This is a genomic window from Mesorhizobium sp. B2-4-3, assembly GCF_006442815.1.
Lineage (GTDB): Bacteria > Pseudomonadota > Alphaproteobacteria > Rhizobiales > Rhizobiaceae > Mesorhizobium.
Map to the genome: position 1 here is coordinate 315,846 of NZ_VFVL01000001.1, position 12,689 is coordinate 328,534.

At 64.4% G+C, this 12,689-nt stretch carries 11 protein-coding genes; 9 read left to right on the forward strand and 2 right to left on the reverse strand.

Translation table 11 applies throughout. The features are described 5' to 3' along the window. The first annotated feature begins 73 nt into the window (after positions 1–73). Together FJ956_RS01500 and FJ956_RS01505 are read left to right on the forward strand one after the other, a co-directional pair. Positions 74–589 carry a hypothetical protein gene (locus tag FJ956_RS01500; protein ID WP_140647535.1) on the forward strand — a complete coding sequence of 172 codons (516 nt, stop codon included), beginning with the start codon at positions 74–76 and terminating at the stop codon, positions 587–589. Positions 590–808: 219 nt separating this feature from the next. Beyond that, positions 809–1,291, forward strand: a complete 483-nt coding sequence (locus FJ956_RS01505) for a DUF2314 domain-containing protein (RefSeq protein WP_140676104.1) — start codon at positions 809–811, stop codon at positions 1,289–1,291. A 3-nt stretch (positions 1,292–1,294) separates the two neighbouring features. Here FJ956_RS01505 and FJ956_RS01510 read toward each other — a convergent pair whose 3' ends face one another. Continuing rightward, a complete protein-coding gene (locus tag FJ956_RS01510; protein ID WP_140676107.1) occupies positions 1,295–2,266 on the reverse strand; it encodes a DUF3137 domain-containing protein in 972 nt (323 codons plus the stop codon). Positions 2,267–2,731: 465 nt separating this feature from the next. Continuing rightward, positions 2,732–3,778 (reverse strand): CapA family protein, encoded by a 1,047-nt coding sequence (locus FJ956_RS01515; protein WP_140676110.1) that lies wholly within the window; start codon positions 3,776–3,778, stop codon positions 2,732–2,734. A gap of 145 nt (positions 3,779–3,923) precedes the next feature. On the opposite strand from FJ956_RS01515, the gene FJ956_RS01520 reads away from it, so the two are divergent. The 7 genes from FJ956_RS01520 (at position 3,924) to FJ956_RS01550 (ending at position 12,475) form a co-directional block, all read left to right on the forward strand. Beyond that, on the forward strand, positions 3,924–5,180 hold the full coding sequence (locus FJ956_RS01520; protein ID WP_140676112.1) for a hypothetical protein: 1,257 nt from the start codon (positions 3,924–3,926) through the stop codon (positions 5,178–5,180). 510 nt (positions 5,181–5,690) lie between these two features. Continuing rightward, a complete protein-coding gene (gene uvrB / locus FJ956_RS01525) occupies positions 5,691–8,825 on the forward strand; it encodes an excinuclease ABC subunit UvrB (RefSeq protein ID WP_140676115.1) in 3,135 nt (1,044 codons plus the stop codon). A gap of 332 nt (positions 8,826–9,157) precedes the next feature. Further along, a complete protein-coding gene (locus tag FJ956_RS01530; RefSeq protein ID WP_140676117.1) occupies positions 9,158–10,684 on the forward strand; it encodes an ABC-F family ATP-binding cassette domain-containing protein in 1,527 nt (508 codons plus the stop codon). Between the two features lie 111 nt (positions 10,685–10,795). Next, positions 10,796–11,185 carry a nuclear transport factor 2 family protein gene (locus FJ956_RS01535; RefSeq protein WP_140676120.1) on the forward strand — a complete coding sequence of 130 codons (390 nt, stop codon included), beginning with the start codon at positions 10,796–10,798 and terminating at the stop codon, positions 11,183–11,185. Positions 11,186–11,277: 92 nt separating this feature from the next. Beyond that, on the forward strand, positions 11,278–11,460 hold the full coding sequence (locus tag FJ956_RS01540; protein ID WP_140676123.1) for a hypothetical protein: 183 nt from the start codon (positions 11,278–11,280) through the stop codon (positions 11,458–11,460). Positions 11,461–11,605: 145 nt separating this feature from the next. Further along, positions 11,606–12,022 carry a glyoxalase/bleomycin resistance/extradiol dioxygenase family protein gene (locus FJ956_RS01545; RefSeq protein WP_140676125.1) on the forward strand — a complete coding sequence of 139 codons (417 nt, stop codon included), beginning with the start codon at positions 11,606–11,608 and terminating at the stop codon, positions 12,020–12,022. A gap of 99 nt (positions 12,023–12,121) precedes the next feature. Then, positions 12,122–12,475 carry a DUF1428 family protein gene (locus tag FJ956_RS01550; RefSeq protein WP_140676128.1) on the forward strand — a complete coding sequence of 118 codons (354 nt, stop codon included), beginning with the start codon at positions 12,122–12,124 and terminating at the stop codon, positions 12,473–12,475. Positions 12,476–12,689: the final 214 nt, after the last annotated feature.

Consider the following 12,689-nt stretch of genomic DNA (forward strand, 5'->3'; position numbering starts at 1 on the left):
CGCGGCCAAATCCCGCCTTGTTCGGCGCGGATTGATGCAAGGGTTGGGGAGGCAATTTCGAAGGGACAGGACCGTGATCAAGACCGCCCTTGTCGCCATGACCATCGTCGGCTGCGACTGCGATGCCAAGCTGTGCGAATATATCGGCGAGACGCCGGCCAAATGGACGACGATCGCCGACTGCGAGGCGGCGATGAAGAGCCAGATGCTGCACCAGCGCAATTTCAACTATCCGCTGGTTTCAGGCATCTGCCGCGTCAAGGGCTCGGCCTCTTCCTCCGAGCTTGCCGCGAAAGCCTCCAGGCCGGATCTGAAGCCCAGGAACCGCGTCGTCGAAACCATCGCCCCGCTGCCGCCCGAGCTCGACCATCGCCCGAGCGCTCCGGTCGGCGCAACGGTGACCGCCAGCGAAACGGAATCGGCAAAGCCGGTCGCCTTCGATAGGTCGGTCGATGGCGGCCGCGCGGTGCTTTACCGCACCAAGGCCGGCTATGCCGTGGTCAAGACCGATCTCAGCCGCGCCGCCGGCGCAACGGTGGACGCGGCGAAGCGCTCGGCGAACTGGCTGGCCGGCCTGACGGGTCTGTAAGCCAGTCCAAGGCGTGTTGAGATTCAGGGCAGGCCGGCCTCACCTGAATATCGCATGTCCCTGTCCTCTGCGCCTAGTTCTAGTGCCTCGTTTCGGCAGCCGAAGCCCCTCCGTTATCATTCGCCGATGACAATTGGCGTGGGCCGGTTCCCCGATTGATAAAGCCGACACATTGCTCGAAGATAGTGCACAGGGATATTGGCCTTGACCGGGGGTGTCATGACAATTGCCGTTCGTATCGCGCTATGCCTGCTGCTGGCGCTCGCTCCTTTGCATGCCTGGGCGGAAGGCGACGACAAGGCCATGATGATCGCCTCCGACGACGCCGAGATGGCGGCGGCGATCGCAAAGGCGCGATCCAGCCTGGATGAATTCCTGGCCTTGGCCGACGCTCCGCCGCCGGGAACCGACAAGTTCAAGTTGAAGGTGATGATCGTCGACGGCAATGCGACGGAGCATTTCTGGGTCATCCCCTTCAAGCGGACCGACGCCGGCTTCGCCGGCATATTGGCGAACGAGCCGGAAATCGTCCGCAACGTCGTCCTCGGCCAGAACATCGAATTCACCAGGGACGACATCTCCGACTGGGGCTACATCAGGAACGGCCGCCAAGTCGGCAGCTTCACCGTCTGCGTGATGTTCAAGAAGATGTCGAAGGAAGAGGCGGATTACATGCGTTCCGCATACGGCTTCGATTGCTGAACCCTACCCGGCCGCTTCGTCCTTCGCGCCGATCTTGCGCACCAGCGCCGCCGTCGCCAGCATGGCGCCGAGATCGGTGATCATCGGCGCGACATGAATGTTGTAGTCGATCGGCTGCGAGATATCCGGTAGCTCGAAGAAGTTCTTCGACCGCGGCATCAACAGAAAGCCGTCGCTGCCGCCGAGCGCCACCCGGGCCTGGTCGTAGGGCCATGTCTCGCGCAGCCAGGTCAGCGCCTGCGCCATCCGGCCGGTGACCAGCGGCCGCGCCGCCTCGACATTGTCGGTACGGAATTCATAGGCGGCGTCGAGGTCTTCGACGCCGCAGGTCAGCTCCTGCATCTTGCTGGCGAACATGCCGCGGAAGAAATGCGCCACCTTGCCGGCCTTGCGCGCCGCGACCAGCGTGCCCGGGAACGGCTCGATGGTCTCGAAGGCGGCGATGACGCCCTTGAAGGCGATCGTCTCGCTTTTGCCGGAGCCTTCCCAGAGCTTGGCCTCGTAGAGTTCGAAGGGAAAATCCTCGTAGCGCCCGGAAATGACGTCGTCGAAGCTCTGGCGGTTGAAAGCGCCGACGGTTTCGCGCGGCATCCTGTCGAAGGAGTTCGGCCGCGTTCCGTGCTGGTAGCGCACGTCGCGCACGAAGCCGAAGATCATCGGCAGCAGAGTGTCGCGGAAGGATTGCTGCAGCCGGGTCGCCGGCCTCAGCGCCTGGAAATAGAGCACCACCGCCGCGGCCATGCCGCCAAGGTAGAGAAAGACATGCGGCGTAGAGAACCACTGTTCGTGAGGATCGGCGGCGGCGTTGAACAGCCAGGCAATGAGCGCGACGAAGACGACGACCAGGCCGACGAACACGGGCACCCGCCAGCGGACCTGTTTCTGGGCTGACGCCCGTTTCGCCTCATAGTCCTCGATGCCGCGCCTGATCCCTGCGATCGCCGCTTCGCTCGGCATGAAATCCATTGCTTCCATGGCCACCCCCGGCCGCCGCTGAGATGCGGGCATGATAGCTGCTTTTGCGCGAAAGTCGCCTGCGCTCGCGGCGATCGGCGGCTAGTTCCGACACAGGGATTTTGAAAGGTTACCGTTTGTCTTGGTACAAGATTTTCCATTCATTTGCATGAAATCGGCGCAAACGCTGGGGATTGGTGGAGGCCACCCCAGCCTCGTCATTCTATGGCGGAGCAAGGAGCGAAGCGACGCGGCGCAGACCATAGAATCCATGCCGTGACTTCGAAGCATTGCTGCGGTGCAGAATTCTGCTCCGTTGCGCGCCTTGGCGAAGGTAACGGCATGGATTCCAGGGTCTTCGCGACGAAGTTTCGCTCCTGCTCCGCCCTAGAATGACGATCGCGAAGGGCGTTTCGGCCAATCTCCAAGGCATGCCGCCTGCCAACGCAAACAGAGCCGACCGGCCAAAATCCTTGTGCAATGGCACTAGTTCCCCGAAGCGGGAAAAATCGCCTCCAGCCGGCCCGCGACCCGCGGCTTGAGCGCTCCGTCGAGCGCCTCGACCGGCACAAGCCGCTCATGATTGCCTGCCCGCAGCCGCATGAAGAAATGCATCTTGTAGGCGGCGATGGCGCCGCACGTGGCCGGATCGGCGCTGACATCGACGACGAATATCGAGCCGACGCGTGCCGGCCATGGCAGTCTGGCAAGGGCGGTGCCGAGAAAATCGCCGAGCCCATAGGCGACGAGGCTGTCGCCGATGCGCTCGATGGGCTGCACGACATGGGCGTGATGCCCTGCGATCAGCCGGGCGCCGCGATCCGCCAGTCGCCTCGCCAGCGACCGCGTGGCCGACCGTGGAAAATGCCGGAACTCCCAGTCCCAGTGCGGCACCGCGCAAAGCAAGTCGATGCCGGAAGCGTCGCGCGGCCATTCGGCGGGATCGCTGCGCATCGAGATGCGTTCCTCGAACGGCGCGGCGTTCGTGTTGCGCCACAGCGTGAAGGCCGCAAAGCCGATCGTCAGCGATCCGGCCGCATGACGCTGGACCGGTCCGCCCGCAACCGTGCCGATGGTTCGGATCCCGAGCCGGTTCAGCGCCGCGCGCGTTTCCTCGAAACCGGCAATCCCCTGGTCGAGCGCATGATTGTTGGCCAGCGACAGCACGAGCCTGTCGCGCGCGATGCCGGCGGTTGCAAGCGCATCGGCCAGGAAGCGCTCGCCCATCGCGTGATGCGTGCCGAGCCAGGTGCCCATGACCGCGCGCGGGCGTTCGACGATCGGGCTTTCGCAATTGCCGACCACGAGGTCGGCGGATGAAAGCAGCGCGGCGATCGCCGGATCGCATTCCGGCGCATCGCGATTGGCGACCGCCGAAATGTCGCCGATAAACGCCAGCCGCACCTTCCGCATGGGCTGCGGATCGATCACCGTCGCCGCCGGCGCCGAGAAACCGTCCCGGTCGCCGGCAAGCGACGGTCTCAGCAGGCGCGGCAGCCACGACAGTTTGTAGGAAAGCGGATAATTCGACACGGACACGTCCAGTTTCGCCCTGTGTAGACTGTCTGACGGTCCGGTTGAAGCCGGCCGCCGTTCCGAAAGCGGGCTCGCAGATCGGCACGGGCCGGAGGACGCCTCGAGCCAAATACGTGTATGCTCGCGGCATGAGTGGAGGGCAATGACGATGTGTAGAGCGATCCTTGCAGCAGCCTTGTTTGTATTCCTGCCTGCGTCCGTCGCCTGGGCGGAGATGCCGGACGCGGCCAAGTCCCTGTTCGAGGCGAAGAGCGTGGCCGACCGCAACACGGTGCTGTCGACGCTGGAGGCGGCAGCGGCCAAGGACCCAGCCTCGGCCTATGCGGCCGGCGCCGGCGAATTCTTCACAGCGCTCGAGCTCCTCGCCGGCGGTCTGCATCGCCACGGTTTCGAGAGCCCGAAATCCTTCATGCTGCCGCTGATGCAATTGCCCGTGCCGGACAATCCCAACCCGCAACCGCTGACCTACGAAGACTTCCGCGCCATCCTGGTCGCCTTCCGTGACCGGCTGGAGAAATCCGCCGCCACGCTCGGCTCCGTGCCGGCCGATGCCGATATCGGCATGGTCGTCGACCTCACCCGCGCCGGCATCGATCTCAACGAAGACGGCACGATTGCGCCGGACGAAAGCTTCGCCGCGATCATGGCCTCGCTCTCGCGCGGCGGCATCGACACCGGCAATGCCGCGCCTTCGCTCACCTTCCGCTTCGACCGCGCCGACGGCTTCTGGCTGCAAGGCTACGCCGAATTCCTGATGGCGCAGGCCGATTTCTGGCTGGCGCATGATTTCCGCAATGCCTTCGACGGCTCGTTCCACATGCTGTTCCCGCGCGCCAAGCTGCCGCTGCAGGACGCGCTGGTGCCGCTGGACGGCGGCATGAGCGGCAACATGTTCGCTTCGGAATGGCGCTTCGCCGACTTCATCTCGCTGGTGCATCTCGTCAACTGGCCGGTGATCGAGCCGGAACGCCGGCAGGCCGCGCGGCGCCACCTGCTGGAGATGATCCGGCTGTCGCGCGAGGACTGGAAAGCGATCCTGGCCGAGACCGACAATGACCGCGAATGGCTGCCGGGACCGCAGCAGAAAGGCGTCAATCCGCTGACCGGCCTCGAGGTCGGCGAGGAACAGGTGCAGGCCTGGCTCGCCACGTTGACCGTGGCCGAGGATCTTCTCGAAGGCCGCGCGCTGCTGCCGCATTTCCGCATCACCGGCAAGGGCATCAACATGAAGCGCTTCTTCGACGAGCCGAAACCTTTCGACCTGGTCCTTTCGATCACCGGCCCCGGCATCGCGCCCTATCTCGAAAGCGGAAAGATCCTCACCAGCGACGATTTCGACCAGATCCAGCGCGAGTTCGGCGGCGCCGGCTTTTTGACTTTCGCGCTGTGGTTCAATTGAGGAACGCAGTCTTGGGTTCCTCGCCCCCATGAAATGGGGGAGAGCTGGCTCGGCGACGCCGAGACGGAGAGGGGGCGCCGGTTCCGGCGGCGAAAGCGCCTCGAAGAGAAGGGCTTACGCCTTACGAAACCCCCTCTCCGTCCGCTTCGCGGACACCTCTCCCCGCCTCTGGCGGGGGCGAGGAACCGAACCTTCGAGGTCGACATCATCCCCCTAGCTATCGTCAGAAAATAGCACCCTGATAAAGCACCGCTTCCGCCTCCTCTGGCGCGAAGCGCCGCGCCAAGGTGCGGGCGCCGTCTGGTCTGGCCGGTGGATGGACCGAAGGCCCGCCGTGCCGCCGCCATCGCCGCGGCGCTTGCCTCGACCGCGACAGCGGACGCCGGCGATCTCCGGCTCACTACGTCATGACGCCTCTCCTGACAGCCTTCTGTCAGCAGCGTCCGCGCGCGGCCGGCGCCGCTTCACTCGGCTCTTTCCATTTTGGCCGAGTCCTCCCATATTCGGGTCATGGCCAGACATCCCGACAAGAAGACGCCTCCGCCGGCGCAAGATGACGCGCCGAAGCGGCGCAGTCCGCTGACGGAATTCCTCGATGCCGCCGAGCCGCTGAAGCCCGGTGGTTTTGGCGAGGCGCCGCAAGCCGACTTTTCCGGCGCGCCGCTGACCGGCTCGATCTCCGATTGGGCCGGGCAGATCGAGCGCGAGGCGGAAAAGCAGCCGAAGGCAAAATCGGCAAAGAAGATACCCGAGCGTTCCGCGGCCCCCGGCCGCACGGCGCGCGGCACCTCGATGGGTGGCGCCGCCTCGGCGCGCGAGCGCACCGCGGCCGGCCTCAATCCGATCGCCGGCCTCGACGTCTCGCTGGAAGAAGCCGAGACGATGACGTCCAGCGGCGTGACCGCCACGGTGGCAGCACTGTCGGCACTGATCGAATCCGGCAATCCCCTGCACAAGGACGGCGTGCTTTGGACGCCGCACCGCCCCGAGCGCCCGGAAAAGTCCGAAGGCGGCATCGCCATCAAGATGGTGTCGGATTTCGAGCCGGCCGGCGACCAGCCGACCGCAATCAAGGATCTCGTCGAAGGCGTCGGCAGCAACGACCGCACCCAGGTGCTTCTCGGGGTCACCGGCTCCGGCAAGACCTTCACCATGGCCAAGGTGATCGAGGAAACGCAGCGTCCTGCCCTGATCCTGGCGCCCAACAAGACGCTTGCCGCGCAGCTCTATGCCGAGTTCAAGAAATTCTTCCCCGAAAACGCGGTCGAGTATTTCGTCTCCTACTACGACTATTACCAGCCGGAGGCCTATGTGCCCCGGACCGACACCTTCATCGAGAAGGAATCCTCGATCAACGAGCAGATCGACCGCATGCGCCATTCGGCGACGCGTTCGCTGCTCGAGCGCGACGACGTCATCATCGTCGCCTCGGTGTCCTGCATCTACGGTATCGGCTCGGTCGAGACCTATACGGCGATGACCTTCCAGATGCAGGTCGGCGACCGGCTCGACCAGCGCGCGCTGCTCGCCGACCTCGTCGCCCAGCAATACAAGCGCCAGGACATCAATTTCGTCCGTGGCTCCTTCCGCGTGCGCGGCGATACCATCGAGATCTTCCCGGCCCACCTGGAAGACCGCGCCTGGCGCATCTCGATGTTCGGCGACGAGATCGAGTCCATCACCGAGTTCGACCCGCTGACCGGCCAGAAGACCGGCGAGCTGAAAAGCGTCAAGATCTACGCCAACTCGCATTATGTGACACCGCGCCCGACCTTGAATCAAGCCATCAAGTCGATCAAGGAAGAACTCAAGCTTCGCTTGCAAGAGCTTGAAAAGGCTGGCCGCCTGCTGGAAGCGCAGCGGCTGGAGCAGCGCACCCGCTTCGACCTGGAGATGCTTGAGGCGACCGGTTCCTGCGCCGGCATCGAGAATTACTCGCGCTATCTCACCGGACGCCAGCCGGGCGATCCGCCGCCAACCTTGTTCGAATACATTCCCGACAACGCGCTGGTCTTCATCGACGAGAGCCATGTCACCGTGCCGCAGATCGGCGGCATGTATCGCGGCGACTTCCGCCGCAAGGCGACGCTGGCCGAATACGGTTTCCGCCTGCCTTCCTGCATGGACAACCGGCCGCTTCGCTTCGAGGAATGGGACGCCATGCGCCCGCTCTCCGTTGCGGTTTCGGCGACGCCGGGCGGCTGGGAAATGGAGCAGTCTGGCGGCGTGTTCGCCGAGCAGGTCATCCGCCCGACCGGCCTGATCGACCCGCCGGTCGAGGTGCGTCCCGCCAAGAGCCAGGTCGATGACGTCGTCGGCGAGATCCGCGACACGACGAGGGCCGGCTACCGCACGCTGGTCACCGTGCTGACGAAGCGCATGGCCGAGGACCTCACCGAATACCTGCATGAGAACGGCATCCGCGTCCGCTACATGCATTCCGACATCGACACGCTGGAGCGCATCGAGATCCTGCGCGACCTGCGCCTCGGCGCCTTCGACGTGCTGGTCGGCATCAACCTGTTGCGCGAAGGCCTCGACATTCCCGAATGCGGCTTCGTCGCCATCCTCGATGCCGACAAGGAAGGTTTCCTGCGCTCGGAAACCTCGCTGATCCAGACCATCGGCCGCGCTGCCCGTAACGTCGACGGCAAGGTCATCCTCTACGCCGACCAGATCACCGGCTCGATGGAGCGGGCGATGGCGGAGACCAACCGTCGCCGCGAGAAGCAGATGGAGTGGAATGCCGCCAACGGCATCACGCCGGAATCGGTCAAGTCGCGCATCGCCGACATTCTCGACTCGGTCTACGAGAAGGACCATGTCCGCGCCGACATCTCGCAGTTCACCGACAATGCCGGGGCGATGATTGGCAACAACCTGAAAACCCATCTCGAGGCGCTCGACAAGCAGATGCGCGACGCCGCCGCCAATCTCGACTTCGAGAAGGCGGCGCGCGTCCGCGACGAGATCAAGCGGCTGCGCGAGATGGAGCTTGCCATCTCCGACGATCCGCTGGCGCGCGAGGTGGAAGGGCAAAGTCCTGCATCGGGCCGCGAGAAGGGCAAGCACAACAAGGGCGTCGCCAAGCATCGCACGGCCGAGGAACAGGAGCGTTTCCGCAAGCTCGATGAAGCGCGTGCCGCCGAGGAAGCGGCGAAGGCTGCCCGGCCCAACCTGTTCCGCAAGCCGCATCTGGACGAGATGGGCGCCGACGGCGCCGTGCCGGTGAAGAAGCCGCTCTTCGCCAAGCCGTCGATCGACGACATGGGTCCCGGCACCGACATGCCGACCCCGGCCGGCGCGGTGTCGCGTTCGCTGTTCAAGAAGCAGTCAGCGCAGGAAGCGCACGGTTCCGATTTCGGCATTCCCGGCGACCGCACCAAGCCCCTGTTCCGCAAGAACTCGCTTGACGAGATGACCGTGCGCCGCACCGAGAAGCCCGTCGAAGGCAAGAAGCCGGCGAAGCCGCAGCCGATCTCCCCCCTTGTGGGGGAGATATCCGGCAGGACAGAGGGAGGTGCGAAGGAACGCGACGACAAGCCCATCGTCCGCCAGCGCGCCGGCATCGGTTCCTACGAGGATCCAGCCGACGAGCGCCGCCAGAAACGCCGGCCGGGCAAGACTGGTCGGCCGGGGCAGTAGCGCCTTTTCCTTCTCCCACAAGGGGAGAAGACAAGCGCTCCACCGTCGCCGCTTGAAGCGGACCACTTGCCTCCGCCCCTCCCCCGGTGTACCTCATGCCAACTCGAACATCTGGAAAGGAGGGCTGCGTGAACTACTGTCACCACCGTCAGCGCGGCCCTGTCTGTGCCCTGCGAGCTTGCTTGCAGGGCTGACCAGGACGGTCCGGGTTTTCCCGCTTCGATTTTTGGTCTGCCCTTCGTGGTGCCGCTGAACTTGGCCTGATGGCCTGTCGGCGCACCGTCAAAGTGCATCACAGCCCGAGTTCCTACGGGCAGACCAGAGAAATCGACATGGCCCTGATCAGCCTCAAATCCCTCGGCGTCACCATGAATGCGCCGCTTTTTTCCAATCTCGACCTCATCATCGGCGCCGGCGACCGGCTCGGCATCGTCGCGGCCAATGGCCGTGGCAAATCCACCTTGCTCAAATGCCTGGCCGGCGAATTCGAGGCCACCACCGGCGACATCACCCGCTCGCGCGGCCTGCGCGTCGGCCATGTCGAGCAATCCGTCCCCGACGCGCTGCTCGACCGCAGCTTCCATGACGTCGTTGCCGATGCCTTGCCGCCCGAACAGCGCGACAGCGAGCTCTGGCGCGTCGGCGTGGTTCTCGACTCGTTCGAGATGCCGGAAGACATGCGCGGCCGGCCGATGCGCGCTCTGAGCGGCGGCTGGCAGCGTCTGGCGCTGATCGCGCGTGTCTGGGTCACCGATCCCGACGTGCTTCTGCTCGACGAGCCGACCAATCATCTCGACCTTGCCAGGATCAGCCAACTCGAGACATGGCTCAACGCGTTGCCCCGCGAGGTGCCGGTGATCATCGCCAGCCACGACCGCGCCTTCCTCGACGCCGCCACCAACCGCACGCTGTTCCTGCGTCCGGAGGACTCACCGGTGTTCGCCTTGCCGTATTCGCGCGCCAGGCAGGCCCTCGACGAGGTCGATGCGGCAACGGCACGGAAGTTCGAGCGCGACATGAAAATCGCCCAGCAGCTGCGCAAGCAGGCCGCTAAGCTGAACAATATCGGCATCAACTCCGGCAGCGACCTTTTGACGGTGAAGACCAGGCAGCTCAAGGAGCGGGCGGAGAAGCTGGAAGATGCAGCCGTAGCAGCGCATCGCGAGCGCTCGGCCGGCGCGATCCGGCTCGCCAACCGCGGCACTCACGCCAAGGTGCTGATCACGCTGGAGGACGCGGCGGTCGAAACGCCCGACGGCACGTTGCTGTTCAGGACCGGCCAGTGCCATATCTGCCAAGACGACCGCATCGTGCTGCTTGGCCGCAACGGCGTCGGCAAGACCCGCTTCATCGCGATGATCCGCGACGCCGTCGCCGAGCTGGGTTCGGTCGCGAACGTCAAGGTGACGCCCTCGACCGCGCTCGGCTACAGCGATCAGGCGTTGTCGGGCATCGATGGCGACGACACGCCGCTGGCGATGCTCTCGCGCCGCTTCGATGTCGGCGAGCAGCGCGCCCGTTCGCTGCTCGCTGGGGCCGGCGTCGCCATCGAAATGCAGGAGCGCAAGATCGGCCTTCTGTCCGGCGGACAGAAGTCGAGACTGATGATGCTGGTACTGCGGCTCATCCATCCCAATTTCTATCTGCTCGACGAGCCGACCAACCACCTCGACATCGACGGTCAGGAAGCGTTGGAGGACGAATTGCTGAAGCATCAGGCGAGCTGCCTGCTTGCCTCGCATGACCGCTCCTTCATCCGCGCCGTCGGCAACCGCTTCTGGCTGATCGACAGGTGGCGGCTGACCGAAGTCGACGACCCGGAAGCGTTCTTCCGCTCCGTCGCCGAAACGCCGAACTGAGAGACGATACATCTGCCGGGCCGGCATTCGAAGCAATGCCGGCCCGGCAATACTTTTCCATCTGCTAAAAAAGGAGCATCTTGAATTGCTCAGCCATGGAGGGAACGGGCCATGCGTGCAGTGGAAATCGTCAGCAATCTCTACAAGGCCTATGCGGACCGCGACATCGAGGGCGCCTTGTCGCGGTGCGCCGAGGATGTCGTGTTCCGCTGGATTGCCGATCCCCGGCAATCGCGTCATGCCGGCACCGCGCATGGCAAGCAGGAATTCCTCGCCAGGCTCCTGGCGCTCGACGATGACTTCGAATACCGGCACTTCGTCCCGGTCGAGATCATCGACGGCGGCGACAAGGTCGCGGCACAAGTCGAGATCCACATGACGCGCCGCGCCACCGGCGAGGAGCTCATCATGCGCACCGCCAATTTCTGGACGGTGCGCGACGGCGAGATCATCGAGATGGTGGAATATTACGACACCGCGCTCGCGGCGTCGGTGTTCTGAAAAAAATCGAGGCGATCTGTCGGATCGCCGATTGCCGCCTCGTCCTTGGGATGCCGACACGATGATGCCGGCATCAACCAGGGAGAGACATCATGTCGGTACTGTCATCCATCGGCCGTCTTGCCAACCGCTATGCCCAGGCGCGCGCCCGTCATCGCAGCGAGCGCATCCTGCTTTCGCTGCCCGCCGAGCTGCGCAAGGACATCGGCTTTCCGGAGATTTTCGAAACGCGGGAAAGCCGCCGTGCCGCTACCTTCTCGGCGAAGGTCCTATAAAGTGGCATATCCAATGCGATTGTTCTCCGGTCGCCCGGACTGCCGGGAACCGGCCCTTTAAGAAATTTTCGGGAGGCATGTAGGACCGCCGCCGGTTCGTCCGTCCTTGGGTGGCCAGATCAACCCCGTGAAGAGGAACACGAGAATGAACGACCAGACCCCGCCCCGTGCCAAGGTCCTTGGCGGATTGACCCCCTACCTGCAGGTCGACGGCGCCATCAAGGCCGCCGAATTCTACAAGCAGGCTTTCGGCGCGGAGGAAGTTTTCGCCTATCCGCCGGACGACAAGGGCCGCACCATGCACATCCATCTCTATGTCAACGGCTCGACGCTGATGCTGGGCGATGCCTATCCCGAGCACGGCCACCCGCACCAGGCGGCGCAGGGCTATACGTTGCAGCTCCATCTCGGCAGCGACGATATCGATGCCTGGTGGAAACGAGCGGTCGATGCCGGCTGCGAGGTCGTCACCCCGCTGCAGGTGATGTTCTGGGGCGACCGCTGGGGCCAGGTGAAGGACCCCTTCGGCATCGCCTGGGCGATGAATGCGCCGGTGAAGTGATTTCCTAGCGAGCAGGCGTCGCCCCGAAGGTGACGCGCTCACTCGCGCCGGGTCGTTCCCCGCCGACCCGGCGCTTGTTTTTCACCAAGGAGTCTCATCATGTCCTATGTCGATGGTTTCGTGCTTGCCGTGCCGAGGGCAAATCTCGATGACTACAAGAAGCTGGCCAATACCGCAGGCCCGATATGGATGGAGCACGGCGCGCTCTCCTATGTCGAATGCGTCGGCGATGACGTGCCCTATGGCGAGCTGACCTCGTTCCCGCGCGCCGTTCAAGCCAAGGACGACGAGGTCGTCATCTTCGCCTGGGTCGTCTACGAGTCCAGGCAGAGCCGCGACGCGGTCATGGCCAAGGTGATGGCCGACGAGCGTCTCAAGATGGACTGGTCCGCCATGCCCTTCGACGGCAAGCGCATGATCTTCGGCGGCTTCCAGCCGTTCTTGGAGCTGTAAGGGTACAGCCTATCGCTTCGTCATCCTATGGCGAAGCAAGGAGCGAAGCGACGCAGCGCAGACCATAGGATCCATTCCGTTACCTATGAGCGTCACCGCGGCGCAGAACGATCTCTGTTCTGCGCCGCCTTACCCTTCGCGTGAGGTCACGGCATGGATCCTCGGGTCTGCGCGTCCGCTTCGCTTCCGCTCCGCCCGTGGATGACGAAGCCGA

Coding starts and splice junctions, on each gene's coding strand:
- FJ956_RS01535 (WP_140676120.1), top strand. CDS start 10,796: ATGCGTGCAGTGGAAATCGTCAGCAATCTCTACAAGGCCTATGCGGAC.
- uvrB (WP_140676115.1), top strand. CDS start 5,691: ATGGCCAGACATCCCGACAAGAAGACGCCTCCGCCGGCGCAAGATGAC.
- FJ956_RS01550 (WP_140676128.1), top strand. CDS start 12,122: ATGTCCTATGTCGATGGTTTCGTGCTTGCCGTGCCGAGGGCAAATCTC.
- FJ956_RS01520 (WP_140676112.1), top strand. CDS start 3,924: ATGACGATGTGTAGAGCGATCCTTGCAGCAGCCTTGTTTGTATTCCTG.
- FJ956_RS01505 (WP_140676104.1), top strand. CDS start 809: ATGACAATTGCCGTTCGTATCGCGCTATGCCTGCTGCTGGCGCTCGCT.
- FJ956_RS01510 (WP_140676107.1), bottom strand. CDS start 2,266: ATGGAAGCAATGGATTTCATGCCGAGCGAAGCGGCGATCGCAGGGATC.
- FJ956_RS01530 (WP_140676117.1), top strand. CDS start 9,158: ATGGCCCTGATCAGCCTCAAATCCCTCGGCGTCACCATGAATGCGCCG.
- FJ956_RS01545 (WP_140676125.1), top strand. CDS start 11,606: ATGAACGACCAGACCCCGCCCCGTGCCAAGGTCCTTGGCGGATTGACC.
- FJ956_RS01540 (WP_140676123.1), top strand. CDS start 11,278: ATGTCGGTACTGTCATCCATCGGCCGTCTTGCCAACCGCTATGCCCAG.